The sequence below is a fragment of the Yersinia sp. FDAARGOS_228 genome (assembly GCF_002073315.2).
In the GTDB taxonomy this organism is placed as follows: Bacteria; Pseudomonadota; Gammaproteobacteria; order Enterobacterales; family Enterobacteriaceae; genus Yersinia; species Yersinia intermedia.
In genome coordinates this window covers 2509552-2527114 of record NZ_CP020409.2, presented here as the reverse complement: position 1 = coordinate 2527114, position 17563 = coordinate 2509552, and the positions used below count along the sequence as shown (strand labels likewise).

The window sequence follows — 17563 nt, the reverse complement described above, 5'->3', positions numbered from 1 at the left end:
ATATAATACCTTCCAACGCGGGTAATAAAGCATATCCCTCTTCCGATACCAAACTTCCTGCTTACTACTGGCTGTCTCGCAGCAGACCGATTAGAATAACCCCGCTATCGCCCACATATATAGCCTGTTTGGCGATAAATATTCTGAGTTTAAAGCAATGCCTCCTTCTGCCTTTAAACCAAGAGCCTGTACATCGTGGATCATCCGAGCTAAATAGAAAGTCATAATAGTGAATATAAACGTCGCAAATTTGTTAAACGGCAATTACATCTTGTTGTTGTTCGTGGTTTTAGCCTTGGGATTGTGCCTGGGTAAACTGCGACTTGGTCCTATTCAATTAGGTAACGCTATTGGTGTGTTGGTGGTATCACTGTTGCTTGGGCAACAGCATTTTACTATCAATACCGAAGCGCTGAATTTGGGCTTTATGCTCTTTATTTTTTGTGTCGGTGTCGAAGCCGGACCAAACTTTTTCTCTATCTTCTTCCGTGACGGCAAAAACTATCTGATGCTCGCGCTGGTCATGGTAAGTAGTGCAATGATTTTGGCTTTGGGGCTAGGTAAATTATTTGGCTGGGATATTGGCCTGACTGCCGGGATGTTGGCCGGTTCAATGACATCCACACCGGTTTTGGTGGGTGCAGGTGATACGTTACGCCACACTATCGCCAATAATCCGGCATTGCAGCACGCGCAGGATAATCTAAGCCTCGGTTACGCCCTGACCTATCTTATCGGGCTGGTGAGCCTGATTCTGGGCGCTCGCTATTTGCCCAAACTCCAACATCAGGACTTGCCAACCAGTGCTCAGCAAATTGCCCGTGAGCGCGGTTTGGATACTGATAGCCAGCGCAAGGTCTATTTACCGGTGATCCGCGCCTATCGGGTTGGCCCAGAATTGGTGGCATGGGCGGATGGTAAAAATTTACGTGAATTAGGCATTTACCGCCAAACAGGTTGCTATATTGAGCGAATTCGTCGCAATGGTATTTTAGCGAATCCAGATGGCGATGCAGTACTGCAAGTGGGGGACGAGATCTCACTGGTCGGTTACCCCGACGCCCACTCCCGCCTTGACCCCAGTTTTCGTAACGGTAAAGAAGTTTTCGACCGTGACCTACTGGATATGCGCATTGTTACCGAAGAAATCGTGGTTAAAAATAGCAGTGCCGTCGGCAAACGACTCAGCCATTTAAAATTGACCGACCATGGTTGCTTCCTAAACCGGGTGATCCGCAGCCAAATTGAAATGCCCATTGATGACAACGTGGTATTGAATAAAGGCGACGTGCTGCAAGTCAGCGGTGATGCGCGGCGAGTCAAAAGCGTGGCAGAAAAGATAGGCTTTATCTCCATTCACAGCCAGGTCACCGACCTGTTGGCGTTCTGTGCCTTCTTTATTTTAGGATTGATGATTGGTTTAATTACCTTCCAATTCAGTAATTTTAGTTTCGGTATTGGTAACGCTGCCGGCCTGTTAATGGCAGGTATCATGCTCGGATTTTTACGTGCCAACCACCCTACTTTTGGCTATATCCCGCAAGGTGCGCTGAATATGGTGAAAGAGTTTGGTTTAATGGTCTTTATGGCAGGAGTGGGGCTAAGTGCCGGTGGCGGTATTAATAGCAGCTTGGGCGCGGTCGGCGGGCAGATGTTGATTTCCGGCCTGATAGTTAGCCTGGTACCGGTTGTTATCTGTTTTCTCTTTGGTGCTTATGTATTGCGCATGAACCGGGCTCTGCTTTTTGGTGCCATTATGGGTGCCCGAACTTGCGCACCGGCCATGGACATCATCAGCGATACTGCCCGCAGTAACATCCCGGCACTAGGATACGCAGGGACTTATGCCATCGCCAACGTACTATTAACATTGGCAGGCTCGTTGATCGTTATTGTTTGGCCGGGAGTATTAGGCTAGTACACTAAAAAAGCCGTTGCGGAAAAAGCTAAACATTATTTTATACTTTTTTTATTTTCCCAGAACTTTCTTGCTGGACTGGGGTCTGATTTAATGCCACTGCTTTTCTTTGATGTCCCCATATTGAGGAGCCCGATAGTCCCGCCTTCTTAGGTTCAAGACTAATCGGGTTTTTTCTTGCCTGAAATTTGAGTTCTGCTTATTTCTGATCCCATCTATATGGCGCTATCTGCCCCTTAAGGCTTTCTTAAGACAGTAATATTACAGTATTAACATTCCCCATTTCAGCTTCAGGTTACGTCGTGAAGACCAGCAAACCCACCTCCCAAGCCGATGTCACTCCAGTGACATTAAATAATGCCTCAACAGCATGGATAATTAAGACAAACTCCCTTTACTCGTTGCCGTTATCCTTCTATTTTTGGCAGGTTTTGGGGTTGGTACTCAGTGGATCACTATTTCTGTGGTTATCGAGCAACGAACAACTTGATTGGTTTATCAGTAATTACTGGTTTGATCCCGTCGGGCAAAACTTTCCATGGGAAAACAACTACTGGCTGGACTTACTCAATCACCGGTTGTTGAAAATAGCCATTATCAGTACTGCCGTGGTGGCATTGCTATGGGGCATTTATCGCCGTAACGGGCGCTTGATAACAACCATGTTGTTGTTTGGTATCGGTCCATTGGTAGTTGGTGTTCTAAAGGCCTTCAGCGCGCACTCCTGCCCTTGGGATCTGGTGGAGTATGGCGGTAAAGCTATCAGCTATGTGCTGATGGGCACAACGCCGGTCGGTGCAGGCCCAGGCCATTGTTTCCCTGGTGGTCATGCGTCCAGCGGTTTTGCCGTAATGGCGCTATTTTTCCTGTTCTACCCCGAGCAACCACGGCTGGCAATGCTGTGTTGGTTACTCGGTATTGGTCTTGGCATGTTGATGGGGTTTGGTCAAATTATGCGCGGGGCACATTTTCTTACTCATAACCTGTGGGCGGGTTGGTGGGTATGGCTGAGTCAGTTGACTCTGTTCTGGATGATTAGCGGTTTTTGCCGCCGCGATAAAGGTACCGAATAATGGAACAAATGAACTATTTTTTCTTTTCCATGATAAATGCGACGCCAGCATCATCGCCATGGATGATTTCTTTTGCGACGTTCATCGCACGTGACCTGATCATGATCATCCCTGTGTTACTCGTGGGGCTGTGGTTATGGGGGTCGCAAGATAGCATCAATTTGCAGCGAACTGTAGTAACCAAGGCTGCGATGGCACTTGCTTTCTCTATGCTTTCAGCGACGTGTATCGGAATACTTATCCCGCACGATCGTCCTTTTGTCGTCGGTTTTGGCTATAACTTTATGCCTCATGCGCCAGACAGTTCTTTCCCGAGTGATCACGGCACTGCTATTTTCACCTTTGCCTTAGCGTTTGTTTTTTGGCACAAACGTTGGTCTGCCGTCAGCATGATGATTGTCGCCACTGCCATTGCATGGTCACGTATTTATCTGGGTGTTCACTGGCCATTAGATATGGTGGGAGCCTTCTTATTAGGGATTGTCGGTTGCCTATTCGCACAGCTAGTATGGAATTTGTTCGGTGACGCTATCGCAAGCGGTATGACACGCCTCTATCATATTAGTTTTGCCATGCCGATCAGCCGAGGATGGGTTAGAAGCTAGCCTGGTTACGTTATAAATTTCACATTGCCGGTTGGTCTAAAAAATCGGCAATCTCTATCGCCCTCTACCACGTCATGAAATAATCCTTTAAAATCAATTAACAATAAAAAATAGCGTGTTTTATTTGTTCATTTAAACATCTTTCATGTAAAAAAAATAACAAAATAAAATGTAAAACAGCTAAATATGTGAGAATTACCTTTGTTTTTCTCTTTAAATGTTACTATTATAACAGCAGTAGTCACTTATAGATGAACCAAAGGATAAAAATCATGACGATCAATTACGCTAATTACATTGACCATACCCTATTGGCAATGGATGCCACGGAAGCCCAAATTATCAAACTGTGTGAAGAAGCCAAACAGCATCATTTCTATGCTGTATGTGTTAATTCTGGATACGTTCCAGTAGCAGCTCAACAGTTGGCCGGTAGCCAGGTTAAGGTGTGCTCAGTCATTGGTTTTCCGCTGGGTGCAGGCCTGACTGAAACCAAAGCCTTTGAAGCTCAGGCAGCGATTAATGCTGGGGCGCAAGAGATTGATATGGTTATCAATGTTGGTTGGCTGAAAAGTGGAAAAATTGCAGAAGTTAAAGCCGATATTAAGGCCGTACGTGATAATTGCGCCGCTACACCGTTGAAGGTAATATTAGAAACCTGCCTGTTAAGCGATGCGCAAATCGTACAAGTTTGTGAAATGTGTCGTGAGCTTGACGTTGCCTTTGTGAAAACCTCAACAGGTTTCAGCACCGGTGGTGCTAAAGAAGAACATGTTAAATTGATGCGTGCTACGGTTGGCCCGGTAATGGGCGTTAAAGCATCGGGGGCAGTTCGTGATCAAAAGACAGCAGAAACCATGATCAAAGCAGGTGCAACACGCATTGGTACCAGCTCTGGTGTAACCATCGTTTCGGGCCAACAGGCCGTGGCATCAAGCTACTAACTAATTGTAAGTCTACTCATCGATTGTTTAGATACAAATCGACTGTCAGCCCGGCTACTGCCGGGCTTATTTATTGCAATACGTTGTATTATAAGAAACTATAGCGCAACGTATCGTTTTGATAATTGTTTGTCAGGAATAGCTTATGGAAACCCGCCGTGCAGAACGAATCAATAAACTTACTCAGGCCCTAAAGCGTTCCGACAAAATCCATCTCAAGGACGCGGCTAATCTGTTGCGAGTCTCTGAGATGACTATTCGCCGTGATCTTAGCGCCGAGCCGACTGCCGTGATTTTATTGGGTGGTTATGTGGTGATGGACCCTAGAAGCAATAGCGCCAATAACTATTTTGTTTCTGACCAGCAGGCCAAACAGGTGGAAGAAAAGCGCCGTATTGGTCAGTTAGCAGCACGCTTGATCGCCGAAAATGATACGGTTTTTTTTGACTGCGGCACCACAATTCCCTCTATTATCGACGAGATAGACGAAGAACTGGTCTTTACCGCCATTTGTTACTCTCTTAACACCTTCCTTTCCTTACAAGATAAGCCTAACTGTAAAGTGATCCTGTGCGGTGGTGAATTCAAACCCAATAACTATATTTTCACACCTATCAGCCAGCACAATGAACTGGACAATGCCTGCCCAAATAAAGCCTTTATCTCTGCGGCAGGTGTTTCTGTTGAGTATGGTGCAACCTGTTTCAACTTCGATGAGATTCTGTTAAAACATCGGGCTATTGCCAAATCCCAACAGAAAATTCTGGTGGTCGACCACAGCAAGTTCGGCAAAGTAAAACCTGCCAGTATTGGGGCGCTGACCCTGTTTGATGCATTAGTCACAGACCGCCAACCTGATGCTGAATTCAGCCAGTTCTTTTTACAGCATGGCATCAAAATCGACTGTTAGGCTTGATTACATAGCAAAAATCTTAACCCGGTAAATACCGGGTTGATAAATCTATACGTGAATTATCAGGCAGAAACTGAATTATATTTAATCAATATACAACAGCACCCAATAACCATATTTTTTTTATGGTTAAATCCCTTCTTGTCCATCTAACGTTTAAAACACAATTCCATTATTTAATTAACCTCCGATGGTAATTGGATTTAAGGTAAATTAATTTAACATTTGGTATTCATTTAACGCATATAAATAAAAAAATAGCGTTAATCTATTGTCAGACAAATTAGCGACGCTAAAAATTCATATGACAAATAAATGACATGGCACTAATAATCACGCACTGACTTATTCACTCTGCCTATGCCTACTGTCTGTTTTCTTCTTATTTACCTGTTTATATTCTCATCAAAACCAGAAACCATCATCACACTTCAATAAATTTAATTTCATTAAAAATCAATTTGTTACATTATTTTAATCGTTTTAAATTAATGATATTCATCAATAAATCAGTGAAAAAATCGATTTCCGCTAGATCCTTAAGCAGGGTTAAAATATATTGCACGCCAAGAAACAAGGAATAAAAAACTGTCTGTTTATTTATCGACCAGAAGGGGAAATCTACTTTTCATTATTTTTAGTGATAAATCATAAACATTCATATAACAATCAGTTTTAAATTCGTAACAAGTGATCGACGGCGAGTTTATTAAGCATTTGCGAGCATGATCACGGTAGTTTTCACTGCAAATCGCTATCTTGCCGCCAGCAAAAACTACTGTTCTCACAAGAACACCAAAAATATCCGATAACGCGAATTCATCTTCTTAATATCGGTTAAATTTTGCACTTAACAATTTAGGTATAAAGCACACTTACGACACCAAAGTAATAACCAGGGCACCAATTTTAAACGAATCGTTTTGACTGAATTTTTCACCTGATTATGTAACTCGATAATGCATAGCAGGTACCTAACTTTCGGCTCTTAATTTTAAATTAACGTGTTCACAATGGAGATCTTTATGGACACTACTCAAACGGGCACTATTGCCTCCCCGGGAAAAGTTTCATCAAGTACATGGCGTAAAAGTGACACCATGTGGATGTTAGGCCTGTACGGTACTGCAATCGGCGCAGGCGTATTGTTCCTGCCAATCAATGCTGGTATCGGCGGCCTGTTACCTCTTATTGTGATGGCTATCATTGCTTTCCCGATGACCTTCTTTGCTCACCGTGGTCTATGCCGTTTTGTACTGTCAGGCAAAAACCCAGGTGAAGACATCACCGAAGTGGTTGAAGAACACTTTGGTATTGGCGCAGGTAAGTTGATTACCCTGCTTTACTTCTTCGCTATCTACCCGATTTTGTTGGTATATAGTGTGGCGATCACCAATACCGTTGATAGTTTCATTACCCACCAGATGCATCTGCCATCACCACCGCGCGCCATTTTGTCCCTGATTCTGATCGTGGGCCTGATGACTATCGTGCGTTTTGGTGAGCACGCCATTGTAAAAGCGATGAGCATCTTGGTATTCCCGTTTGTTGCAGCATTGATGCTGTTGGCGGTGTACCTGATCCCTAACTGGACCGGTGCAATATTTGAACATGTATCAATGGACGGCAACGGTACTGGTAGCGGTCTGTGGATGACCATGTGGCTGGTTATTCCGGTCATGGTGTTCTCATTCAACCACTCCCCTATCATCTCGGCGTTTGCGGTATCAAAACGTGAAGAGTACGGCGTAGATGCAGAGAAAAAATGTTCACGCATTTTGGCTTTTGCTCACATCATGATGGTTGTCACCGTCATGTTCTTCGTTTTCAGTTGCGTACTGAGCCTGTCCCCAGCGGACCTGGCTGATGCGAAAAGCCAGAACATTTCTATTCTGTCTTACCTGGCTAACCACTTTAATACCCCAATAATTGCCTACATGGCTCCGGTTATTGCCTTTATCGCAATCACCAAGTCTTTCCTGGGGCACTACCTGGGCGCACGTGAAGGCTTTAATGGCATGATGATTAAGTCTCTGCGTAGCAAAGGCAAAACCATCAATCATGACAAACTGAACCGTATTACTGCACTGTTCATGCTGGTAACAACCTGGATCGTCGCAACCATGAACCCAAGCATTTTGGGTATGATTGAAACCTTAGGTGGCCCAATCATCGCGATGCTGTTGTTCCTGATGCCAATGTACGCAATCCATAAAGTTCCTGCGATGCGTAAGTACAGCGGCCATATCAGTAACGTATTCGTGGTTATCATGGGCCTGATTGCTATCTCTGCAATCTTGTTCAGTCTGTTCGGTAAATGATTCTGGGGCTGGCCAACTTCCCATGGCCAGCCAGTTATCATGACCTGCTGCTATAAATTGTTTCAAAAACCGGAGCTTCCGCTCCGGCTTCCTACCACGGCAATGTCATCATTTTAATAATTAGAACCTTTAAGGGGCGAATATATGGTCAGCGTTTTTGACATTTTCAAGATTGGTATTGGTCCTTCCAGCTCTCATACCGTCGGCCCGATGAAGGCTGGCAAGCTGTTTATCGATGACCTCATCGAACTGGGGCATCTTTCTGCCGTCACCCGAATCACTGTTGATGTTTATGGCTCTTTGTCTCTTACTGGTAAAGGCCACCATACCGATATTGCTATTATTATGGGTTTGGCGGGGAATCTGCCCGATACCGTTGATATTGATGCAATCTCTGGTTTTATCCGCGATGTAGAGTTGCGGGAACGTCTGCTGTTGGCAAACGGCAGCCACGAAGTTGATTTTCCAGCCAATGGCGGGATGAACTTCCATAGCACTAACTTGCCATTGCACGAAAATGGCATGACCATCAGCGCTCATGCGGGTAATGACTGTATCTTCAGTAAAACGTATTACTCCATCGGCGGTGGTTTTATTGTCGATGAAGCCCACTTTGGCCAAGAAGATAGACAAGCGATTACTGTGCCTTACCCGTTCAATTCTGCACGAGACTTGCAAAAGCACTGTAAGGATACCGGTTTATCACTGTCCGGCTTAGTGATGCAAAATGAACTGGCATTACACAGCAAAGCTGAGATAAGTGCTCACTTTGCCGCAATATGGGGAGTGATGCGTGCTGGCATTGAACGCGGCATCAATACTGAAGGGTTATTGCCTGGCCCAATGAAAGTGCCGCGCCGCGCCGCAGCTTTGCGCCGAATGCTGGTGAGTACGGATAAAAATAACTCGGATCCAATGATGGTTGTCGATTGGATCAATATGTATGCATTAGCCGTCAATGAAGAAAACGCGGCGGGCGGGCGGGTTGTAACTGCCCCGACGAATGGTGCGTGTGGCATTATTCCGGCAGTCTTATCTTACTACGACAAATTCATTCGTCCGGTAAATGAGAACTCGTACAGTCGCTACTTCCTGGTCTCTGGTGTGATTGGGGCGCTGTATAAAATGAATGCGTCTATTTCCGGCGCTGAAGTGGGTTGTCAGGGCGAAGTGGGCGTTGCCTGTTCTATGGCCGCAGCCGGTCTGGCTGAGTTGATGGGCGGTAGCCCTGCTCAGGTATGCATTGCAGCAGAAATCGCGATGGAGCATAACCTGGGGCTGACCTGTGACCCAGTAGCCGGGCAAGTTCAAGTGCCATGTATTGAGCGCAACGCAATTTCTGCGGTACAAGCCGTTAACTCTGCGCGCATGGCGCTGCGCCGAACCAGCGAACCCAGTGTTTGTTTGGATAAAGTCATCGAAACGATGTTTGAGACCGGCAAAGATATGAACTCGAAATACCGCGAGACGTCCCGTGGTGGCCTGGCAATTAAGATCGTCGCCTGTAACTGATTTACCGCAGTCTATATGCTACGTATTCAGCTAAAAGGGCTACTTTTCAGTAGCCCTTTCTCTTATTAATCAATCATATTATTTAGCTTAGCCAAATACGCCACCAAACCATTGACTGAGTTTCATCATCACGAAATCCCAAATACGACTCAAGAAACCGCCCTCTTTTACTTCGTTTAATACCACCAGCGGGCGTTGGTCAATTGTCTTGCCATTAAGTTGAAATTCGATGGTTCCGACCACCTGATGTTTGGCAAGCGGAGCGCGCAGTTCTGCCTGATCCAATTTATAGCTGGCTTTAAGATCCTTCATTTTCCCTTTCGGGATAGTAATAGCCGCATCCTCTGCAACTCCAAGCTCTGCCTTACCAGTATCACCAAACCATACTTTCTGCGTCACGAAAGGATTGGTGGCTTTAATCGGCACGACGGTTTCATAAAAACGGAAGCCCCAACTCAGCAGTTTTTCACTTTCACTAAAGCGAACCCGATCACTAGGTGCGCCTAGCACCACCGAGATCAAACGCATTGGCCCTTCGGTTGCCGAGGCAACCAGATTGTGCCCTGCCCCCGAAGTAAAACCGGTCTTCATACCATCTACATTGAGATTAGTGTTCCATAACAGGCGGTTACGGTTAATTTGACGGATCTTATTAAAAGTGAATTCTTTCTCTTTGTGCAGCGCATATTCTTCTGGCACGTCACGGATCAATGCCTGACCTAATACCGCCATATCCCGCGCAGTGCTGTACTGCCCTGGCGCATCAAGGCCATGGACGGTCATAAAGTGAGTATTCGACAGACCCAAGGCTTTGGCATAATTGTTCATCAGGCCAACAAAACTGTCTTGGCTACCAGCCACATAATCGGCCAACGCAATACTGGCATCATTGCCTGACTGAATCACAATACCTTTATTCAAATCGGACAATTTTACCTGATCGCCCGGTTTCAAAAACATCAGTGAGGAGCCACGTAATGCCGGATTACCCGTAGCCCAGGCATCTTTCCCCACTGTCACTAAATCATCAGGGTGCACTTTCCCCGCTTTAATGGCCTGCCCAATCACATAACTGGACATAATCTTCGTCAAACTGGCCGGATCAAGGCGCTGGTCACTGTTCCCTTCTACCAACACTTTTCCACTGTTGTAATCCATCAACACATAGGCTTTGGCATCTACCGGTGGAGCCGCTGGGTCATCAGCCGCCTGCGCGGCGGGCAGCGCCAGAAGCAATAAACCGGCACTGAAAGTAAATTTCTTTATCTTAAAAGGGAGGATAAATTTCATCATGAGGTCGCCAGAGTATCCTTGCAAATAATTGGAAATAAGCGGTATTCCCAGAACCAACCACTGTCCAATTAGCGAAAAAATAACGTCTTTTCACTTAGACTGAAATAGTAGCTTAGTCATATTTCAGTCCCTTTTCTAAATTTATCCCATTGCTGGCCCAATTGGGCGTAGTTTTACGTTTTGTTTTGTAAAGAGCCTGTCTTTAACCAGTATCGATGGCTATACGGCTAACCATCTTCCTGTCTGAACATCCTTACACCTAAGCACCTAAACGTCTAAAAAACCATAAACATATTCCAAAAGGTAATATAGGCGGGTTATTTGTTCTTTTTAATGCTTAAGCTGCTAGCGCTATTATCCAGCCCATCAGTTGTTAAATAAATAATGCAGGAGGATGCAATGGCTATCCCACGCTCGGTACTTGACCTTATCGGCCACACCCCGCTGTTGGAGCTGACCCGTTTTGATACCGGCCCATGCCAACTGTTTGTAAAGTTGGAAAATCAAAACCCCGGTGGATCGATTAAAGATCGTGTGGCGATCTCAATGATTGAGCACGCTGAAAAAGAGGGTTTACTGCAACCCGGCGGAACCATCATTGAAGCCACCGCTGGCAATACCGGCCTTGGGTTAGCGTTGGTGGCGGCGTTAAAAGGTTACAAACTGCTCTTAGTGGTACCGGACAAAATGAGCCAGGAGAAAATTTTCCACCTGCGGGCATTGGGCGCACAAGTGCTACTGACCCGCTCGGATGTGGGCAAAGGGCATCCAGCTTATTATCAAGACTATGCTCTGCGCCTGGCGCAGGAAACGCCAGGTTCATTCTATATTGATCAATTCAATAATCCGGCAAACCCCGCGACACACCGGACATCAACCGGCCCGGAGCTGTGGCAACAGATGGATGGACAGGTCGATGCCATCGTAGTGGGTGTCGGTTCCAGCGGCACCCTGAGCGGCCTGAGCCAATATTTTGCTGAGGTTTCACCCACCACCGAGTTCGTACTGGCCGATCCCGCGGGATCCATTCTGGCAGATTACGTCGACAGTGCGCAGATTGGCGATGCCGGTAGCTGGCTGGTCGAAGGGATTGGTGAGGATTTTATCCCGCCGCTGAGCAACTTCTCTCAGGTAAAAAAATCTTATCGCATCGATGATGCTGAAGCCTTCAGCACCGCACGCGCGCTATTACGGGAAGAAGGGGTACTGGCAGGGTCATCTACCGGCACCCTACTGGCCGCAGCATTACGTTATTGCCGCGAGCAAACCACACCAAAGCGGGTGGTCACCTTTGTCTGCGATAGCGGCAACAAATACCTGTCCAAAATGTTCAACGATTACTGGCTCATGGAACAAGGTTTGCTGAGCAAGCCACAGCATGGCGATTTGCGCGATTTCATCACTTATCGTCATGAGGATGGCGCAACAATTTCTGTTTCACCGCAGGACACGCTGGCTGTCGCTCACGCCCGGATGCGCCTGTATGACATCTCACAGCTACCGGTGTTAGACGGCGAAAAGGTGGTCGGGTTAATCGATGAATGGGACTTGCTGAACACCGTACAAGCGGATGCCAGTCATTTCAAATTACCGGCCAGTGCCGCCATGACCCATCAAGTTAACACATTACAAAAAGAGGCTGATTACCGCTCTCTGCTGGCTACATTCAATGATGGTCATGTGGCGGTGGTGCTGGATGGAGAACGTTTCCTCGGCCTGATTACTCGCACCGATGTCCTGAATACCTGGCGTCAAAAACTGGCTTAATCTTCTCTTATTAAGGATTTTTATTATGGCAAAGTTCGATACCCTAACCGTTCATGCCGGTTATACCCCTGATAGCACCGGTGCTGTGATGCCAGCCATTTATGCAACATCCACCTTTGCACAACCCGCGCCCGGCGAACATACCGGGTATGAATATTCACGCAGCGGTAACCCGACACGTACTGCGTTGGAAAAGGCGATTGCAGAACTGGAAGGCGGTAGCCGGGGTTACGCCTTCGCCTCTGGTCTGGCGGCCTGTTCAACTGTGCTTGAGCTGCTGGATCAGGGTAGCCATATCATTGCGGTGGATGATTTATATGGCGGAACCTATCGCCTGCTGGAAAAAGTTCGTAGCCGAACGGCTGGTTTGCGGGTGACTTATGTTTCCCCTGCTGATACCGAGGCATTAGAACACGCTATATTGCCAGAAACCAAAATGATCTGGGTTGAGACACCGACCAATCCATTGCTGAAACTGGCCGACCTGGCGGCCATTGCGGCGATTGCCAAAAAGCATCAACTTATCAGTGTGGCAGATAATACTTTTGCCTCACCCTATATCCAGCGCCCGCTGGAACTGGGTTTTGATATTGTGGTGCATTCAGCCACCAAATACCTTAATGGCCATTCTGATGTGGTCGCTGGCGTCGCGGCGGTGGGCAATAACCCCGAACTGGCAGAACAGCTAGGCTTTCTGCACAATGCGGTGGGCGGAATTTTGGATCCTTTCAGCAGCTTCCTGACGTTACGCGGACTGCGCACCTTGGCTTTGCGCATGGCGCGACATAATCACAGTGCTCAGCGGATCGCCGAGTGGCTCGAAGGGCAACCACACGTTGAAAATGTCTATTACCCAGGGCTGAAAAGCCACCCACAACATGATCTGGCATCACGGCAGATGGCGGGTTTCGGCGGCATGATTTCTGTGCGATTGAAAGGGGATGATGAATACGCCCGTGCGGTAATCAAACGCTCACATCTGTTTACGCTGGCCGAAAGTTTGGGTGGGGTAGAAAGTTTAATCAGCCAACCTTACAGCATGACTCATGCCTCCATCCCCTTAGAAATCCGTTTGAAACACGGTATTACACCACAGTTACTGCGTTTATCCGTGGGCATTGAGGATACCGAGGATCTGATTGCGGACTTGGATCAAGCAATAAACGGCTAATCCCCTGCTGGCTTGAAGTTGCCGCGTTGGTAGCGGCAACTTCAATTATTTTGGCTATCGCGTCAAACCCAAGTGGTGATAAATTTTAGCGCCGGTGAGCCAGCGATCTAACCCACCTATCGCCCAGGCTTTGTACGCCCTGAACCAAAATAACCAATATGATTAATGTGGCCACCATCACTTCATTATTAAAGCGTTGATAACCGTAGCGAATAGCTAAATCACCTAACCCACCGCCACCAATAACACCCGCCATTGATGAGAACCCCACTAGCATCACGACAGTTAAGGTAATTCCGGCCAATAAAGCGGGGAGCGCCTCCGGTAGCAAAACCTTTTGAATCACATGGCGAGCCGAGCCTCCCATCGATAAAATTGCCTCAATCCGCCCTTTATCCACTTCATCTAAGGCTGCCTCTACCACTCGGGCAAAAAACGGAATTGCACCCAACGTGATGGGTACAATAGCAGCCGTGCTACCTAATGTGGTGCCGATAATCCAGCGGGTAATTGGAATCAATGCAATCAGCAACACCACAAAGGGCATTGAGCGCCCCAGATTAACAATGGCACCTATTAAAGTATTCAAGCGCGGGGCAGGCAAAATCCCATTGGGGCGCGAAATAAATAATAAAACACCGAGTGGTAAGCCAATCAGCACGGTGAAAAAGGTGGCAATCACCACCATATAAATGGTTTCACCGGTTGCATTGGTGACCAGTGCCAACAGATCCTGCCAACTCATGCCGCTGTTCATATCAGTTCTGCCCTCACGCCACGCTCATTAAGAAATTGTAAGACCTCAGCTAAATTCAACCCGCCATCTGGGTGGCTGAAATCAACCTGCAAGCGCCCAACCCGCTGACCACCAATCGATTCCACCCCACCGCCAAGTAGGGTTACTCCCACCGCATGTTGCTGCGCCAACTCACTGAGCACGGGGGACGCCGATAAGGTATCGAAAAAGGTTAACTCCGCCACTGGCGCACCAGACAACGACGCCGGGCCACGGGCGGGCAATAACGAGCGCCCTAAGCGGGAATGTTTTGATGCCAGTAATTCAGCAATAGCGCCGGTTTCTACCACCCGCCCCCGCTCCAACAGTGCTGCACTATCACAGATGGATTTCACCACCTCCAACTCGTGAGTGATCAGTACGATGGTCAATCCAAGTTGGCGATTGATATCACTGAGCAATGCCAGGATCGATGCCGTGGTTTCAGGGTCCAGCGCGCTAGTCGCTTCATCAGATAACAGATATGACGGTTTGGCGGCCAGCGCTCGGGCAATTCCCACGCGCTGTTTTTGTCCGCCCGATAACTGCGAGGGGAAAGCATAAGCCTTGTCAATCAAACCAACCAAATCCAATAACTCGGCAACTCGTTGTTGGCGTTGTGGTTTGGGCATCCCAATAATTTCCAAGCCAACGGCGATGTTGTCCCATACATTACGCGAATGGAGTAAATGGAAATTTTGGAAAATCATGCCGATATTTTGCCGTTGCAGGCGTAACTCACGGTCAGATAGTGTGGTTAATTCCCGGCCATCCACTTGAATACGGCCCGAAGTGGGCCGTTCCAGTAGGTTTAGACAACGGATTAAGGTACTTTTACCCGCCCCGCTGCGGCCAATAATACCGAACACCGAGCCTGTCGGGATCTCAAGCGAGACATCCTCCAGGGCCACCATTGGCAGCCCTCCTTGCGGATAGGTTTTACTCAGGCGTTCGATGCTAATCATGATTTAACGCCTGCCACAGGGATAACTGAACCGGCGTATTTCTCAGTGATAAATTTTGCCACTTCGGGTGACTGCAAGTCTTTCGCCAATTGTTTGATCCGTGGATCACTGGCCAGCGCTGGCGTGGTAACCAGAATATTGGCATAAGGGTTACCGGCTGCTTTCTCCAGCCCTAATGCATCTTTCGCCGGATTAAGCCCTGCTTCCAGCGCATAGTTACCATTAATCACTGCTAAATCAACATCATCCAATGAGCGAGGGATTTGTGGTGATTCAATTTCTAAAATTTTCAGATGCTTTGGATTGTCCGCAATATCCTTCGGCGTCGCCTGATTTTTAGCCGGATCGGTAAAGCCCGGTTTCAAGGTAATCAACCCCTGATCTTTCAGTAAATAGAGCGCACGGCTGAGGTTAGTCACGTTATTCGGCACTGCCACCGTGCCATTTTGCGGAACATCAGCAAAGGTTTTATGTTTGTGGGAATAGACGCCAAGTGGCTCAATATGCACCGTTGCGGCCACAGCAAATTTTTGCCCCAGCGCCTGCTCCTGCGAATGTAGATAAGGCACATGCTGGAAATAGTTGGCATCAACATCACCGTGAGCCAGCAACTCATTCGAGTTCACCCCATTAGGGATCTCAATGACTTTCAGGTTCAGAGAGGGATCGAGTTTTTGCACAAATTGCAGAATTTCCGCATGAGGCACCGGATCGGCGGCGACCCGCAGCGCTTCGGCTGCCTGCGCCGATAAACTAAAAGAAGACACCAATGCGGTCAGCAAGGCGGTACTAATCAGGCCAGAAATACGTGTTTTAGTCATTATCATCATCCCAAAAATAAAGTTTTTAATTCAAGCTACCCAAAAAATCAGTGCTGTGGATAGATTGCCAGCAGACGATCCGCGATGAACTTCTCCAATCCCTACAGCTTCAGTTGCGCAGGGTAGTAACGCTCGGCAACATCGGGATGAGAGCGCAAACGGCCCTTGAGATAATTAAGCCCAACATCACGAAACAGCGGGTTGTCTGGGTCGCTGGCTGGCCCACGCGCTTGCACCACCAGATCTGCGGGCAGTTGATACAACGGAACCACTGCATCCAGACGCGCACCAAGGAAGAAGGCAATGGACAAGCGGTCAGTACCGGCCGGGGGGGTTTCCACCCGATGAACCGTGGCGCGCAGATAACCATTACTGGCCAGCTCCAGCAGTTCCCCGATATTGACCACAAAGGTGCCGGGTTGTGGTGCGGCATCAATCCAGCGCCCTTCCTCTACCTCCACCTGCAAACCGCGTTGCTTGTCTTGTAATAAGAAACTGAGGAAACCGGAGTCTTTATGCGCACCGACACCCTGCCCGCTTTGTGTGGTTTCACGCCCTGGATAGCGAATCAACTTGATATGTTCATTAGGTTGATCGCCATACAACTCATCAAATGCATGTTCATCCAGTTCCAATGCCAGCGCGAAAGCCCGCAGCAAGCGCAGTGCCATTCCGGTCATTTCCCGCTGCCATTGCAGTAGGGTTGGTTTTAATTCCGGCAATGCCGCTGGCCATTGGTTTGGGCCTTGCAGCCGCGCCCAACTTGGCGTATCTGGCGTTTGCGGTAATGGGGCTCTTTCCGCGCCAATATCGAACTGCTCGCGCCAATCCGGTAGGCCTCGCGTTAACTCAGAAGCCGCGCGGTTATAGCCACGGAAATGCGGAGAGCGCACCATGGCCACCGCCAGTTTGTCTTCATCAGGCAGGGCAAAAAACTCACGGGATAACGTTTGGATTTTTTGTAATAACGTGGGGTCTATGCCATGTCCGGTGAGATAAAAGAATCCAATATCTCGTGCGGCATGGCGTAAAGCGACTAAGAATGCCTGGCGTTCAGTTTCACTGCCATTAAGCAGAGAAAGATCCAATAGTGGTAATGTGTCGGCAGATAATCGGCTAACTGCCGATGGATTAGCTAATAATGGGTTGCTTAGTGTTTGATGACTCATGTTTCACTCCAGGATTTTCAGTCGGTTGTTTTTTTTGCTCAGAACCAATGAAAACTGGACAACCATATAAACGAATAATCAGCATAATCAGCTCCTGGGCTGTGGGGTGAAAGCAGACAGACGACAACACTCTTTCTTTAGCCATCAGGCGTTTAGTGACAAACCGCGTTAATAACCTGTCGTGTTAAGGATAAAAAGCAGTTTTAAGAGCGTTCTCGACTAGATACTTAACAATCTATATCCAAACGATATAAATAATTAACACCGAAACTCAGTAACTCACCAATACCAATCTGTTCTATGTTATTTCTTTCAT

At 47.4% G+C, this 17563-nt stretch carries 14 protein-coding genes; 9 read left to right on the top strand and 5 right to left on the bottom strand.

The genetic code is table 11. The features are described 5' to 3' along the window. The first annotated feature begins 229 nt into the window (after positions 1 to 229). The 7 genes from A6J67_RS11610 (at position 230) to A6J67_RS11575 (ending at position 9286) form a co-directional block, all read left to right on the top strand. Positions 230 to 1918, top strand: coding sequence for an aspartate:alanine antiporter (locus tag A6J67_RS11610; RefSeq protein ID WP_032907838.1), 1689 nt, complete (start codon positions 230 to 232; stop codon positions 1916 to 1918). 401 nt (positions 1919 to 2319) lie between these two features. Further along, complete coding sequence (locus A6J67_RS11605; protein ID WP_032907862.1) at positions 2320 to 2991, top strand: phosphatase PAP2 family protein; 672 nt, start codon at positions 2320 to 2322, stop codon at positions 2989 to 2991. After that, entirely contained in the window at positions 2991 to 3596 is a 606-nt protein-coding gene (ybjG, locus tag A6J67_RS11600; RefSeq protein WP_050297073.1) for an undecaprenyl-diphosphate phosphatase, read from the top strand. Before A6J67_RS11605 ends, ybjG begins: the two co-directional genes overlap by 1 nt. A 272-nt stretch (positions 3597 to 3868) precedes the next feature. After that, positions 3869 to 4540: a deoxyribose-phosphate aldolase gene (deoC, locus tag A6J67_RS11595; RefSeq protein WP_032907844.1), complete on the top strand. Its 672-nt coding sequence runs from the start codon at positions 3869 to 3871 to the stop codon at positions 4538 to 4540. A 145-nt stretch (positions 4541 to 4685) separates the two neighbouring features. After that, positions 4686 to 5450 (top strand): DNA-binding transcriptional repressor DeoR, encoded by a 765-nt coding sequence (deoR, locus tag A6J67_RS11590; RefSeq protein ID WP_050074053.1) that lies wholly within the window; start codon positions 4686 to 4688, stop codon positions 5448 to 5450. A 1028-nt stretch (positions 5451 to 6478) separates the two neighbouring features. After that, on the top strand, positions 6479 to 7774 hold the full coding sequence (locus tag A6J67_RS11580) for an HAAAP family serine/threonine permease (RefSeq protein ID WP_032907847.1): 1296 nt from the start codon (positions 6479 to 6481) through the stop codon (positions 7772 to 7774). A gap of 144 nt (positions 7775 to 7918) precedes the next feature. Further along, complete coding sequence (locus tag A6J67_RS11575; protein WP_080608173.1) at positions 7919 to 9286, top strand: L-serine ammonia-lyase; 1368 nt, start codon at positions 7919 to 7921, stop codon at positions 9284 to 9286. Between the two features lie 87 nt (positions 9287 to 9373). Here A6J67_RS11575 and A6J67_RS11570 read toward each other — a convergent pair whose 3' ends face one another. Beyond that, positions 9374 to 10579 (bottom strand): serine hydrolase, encoded by a 1206-nt coding sequence (locus tag A6J67_RS11570; RefSeq protein WP_005192009.1) that lies wholly within the window; start codon positions 10577 to 10579, stop codon positions 9374 to 9376. A gap of 399 nt (positions 10580 to 10978) precedes the next feature. On the opposite strand from A6J67_RS11570, the gene A6J67_RS11565 reads away from it, so the two are divergent. Further along, complete coding sequence (locus tag A6J67_RS11565; RefSeq protein ID WP_050297071.1) at positions 10979 to 12346, top strand: pyridoxal-phosphate dependent enzyme; 1368 nt, start codon at positions 10979 to 10981, stop codon at positions 12344 to 12346. Between the two features lie 25 nt (positions 12347 to 12371). Next, positions 12372 to 13517 (top strand): trans-sulfuration enzyme family protein, encoded by a 1146-nt coding sequence (locus A6J67_RS11560; protein ID WP_050297069.1) that lies wholly within the window; start codon positions 12372 to 12374, stop codon positions 13515 to 13517. 85 nt (positions 13518 to 13602) lie between these two features. On the opposite strand, the gene A6J67_RS11555 is transcribed toward A6J67_RS11560, so the two are convergent. The 4 genes from A6J67_RS11555 to A6J67_RS11540 form a co-directional block, all read right to left on the bottom strand. After that, positions 13603 to 14274 carry a methionine ABC transporter permease gene (locus tag A6J67_RS11555; RefSeq protein WP_032907852.1) on the bottom strand — a complete coding sequence of 224 codons (672 nt, stop codon included), beginning with the start codon at positions 14272 to 14274 and terminating at the stop codon, positions 13603 to 13605. Next, complete coding sequence (locus tag A6J67_RS11550; protein WP_032907854.1) at positions 14271 to 15257, bottom strand: methionine ABC transporter ATP-binding protein; 987 nt, start codon at positions 15255 to 15257, stop codon at positions 14271 to 14273. The genes A6J67_RS11555 and A6J67_RS11550 overlap by 4 nt, the downstream gene beginning before the upstream one ends. Next, positions 15254 to 16078, bottom strand: coding sequence for a MetQ/NlpA family ABC transporter substrate-binding protein (locus A6J67_RS11545; protein WP_042568250.1), 825 nt, complete (start codon positions 16076 to 16078; stop codon positions 15254 to 15256). The genes A6J67_RS11550 and A6J67_RS11545 overlap by 4 nt, the downstream gene beginning before the upstream one ends. A 101-nt stretch (positions 16079 to 16179) precedes the next feature. Further along, on the bottom strand, positions 16180 to 17247 hold the full coding sequence (locus A6J67_RS11540) for an isopenicillin N synthase family dioxygenase (RefSeq protein ID WP_050074061.1): 1068 nt from the start codon (positions 17245 to 17247) through the stop codon (positions 16180 to 16182). Between the last annotated feature and the right edge of the window lie 316 nt (positions 17248 to 17563).

What these genes read in the sequence shown, in the direction of transcription:
- A6J67_RS11575 (WP_080608173.1), top strand. Translation starts at nt 7,919, where the DNA reads ATGGTCAGCGTTTTTGACATTTTCAAGATTGGTATTGGTCCTTCCAGC.
- A6J67_RS11540 (WP_050074061.1), bottom strand. Translation starts at nt 17,247, where the DNA reads ATGAGTCATCAAACACTAAGCAACCCATTATTAGCTAATCCATCGGCA.
- A6J67_RS11550 (WP_032907854.1), bottom strand. Translation starts at nt 15,257, where the DNA reads ATGATTAGCATCGAACGCCTGAGTAAAACCTATCCGCAAGGAGGGCTG.
- A6J67_RS11545 (WP_042568250.1), bottom strand. Translation starts at nt 16,078, where the DNA reads ATGACTAAAACACGTATTTCTGGCCTGATTAGTACCGCCTTGCTGACC.
- deoR (WP_050074053.1), top strand. Translation starts at nt 4,686, where the DNA reads ATGGAAACCCGCCGTGCAGAACGAATCAATAAACTTACTCAGGCCCTA.
- deoC (WP_032907844.1), top strand. Translation starts at nt 3,869, where the DNA reads ATGACGATCAATTACGCTAATTACATTGACCATACCCTATTGGCAATG.
- ybjG (WP_050297073.1), top strand. Translation starts at nt 2,991, where the DNA reads ATGGAACAAATGAACTATTTTTTCTTTTCCATGATAAATGCGACGCCA.
- A6J67_RS11560 (WP_050297069.1), top strand. Translation starts at nt 12,372, where the DNA reads ATGGCAAAGTTCGATACCCTAACCGTTCATGCCGGTTATACCCCTGAT.
- A6J67_RS11565 (WP_050297071.1), top strand. Translation starts at nt 10,979, where the DNA reads ATGGCTATCCCACGCTCGGTACTTGACCTTATCGGCCACACCCCGCTG.
- A6J67_RS11555 (WP_032907852.1), bottom strand. Translation starts at nt 14,274, where the DNA reads ATGAACAGCGGCATGAGTTGGCAGGATCTGTTGGCACTGGTCACCAAT.
- A6J67_RS11580 (WP_032907847.1), top strand. Translation starts at nt 6,479, where the DNA reads ATGGACACTACTCAAACGGGCACTATTGCCTCCCCGGGAAAAGTTTCA.
- A6J67_RS11570 (WP_005192009.1), bottom strand. Translation starts at nt 10,579, where the DNA reads ATGATGAAATTTATCCTCCCTTTTAAGATAAAGAAATTTACTTTCAGT.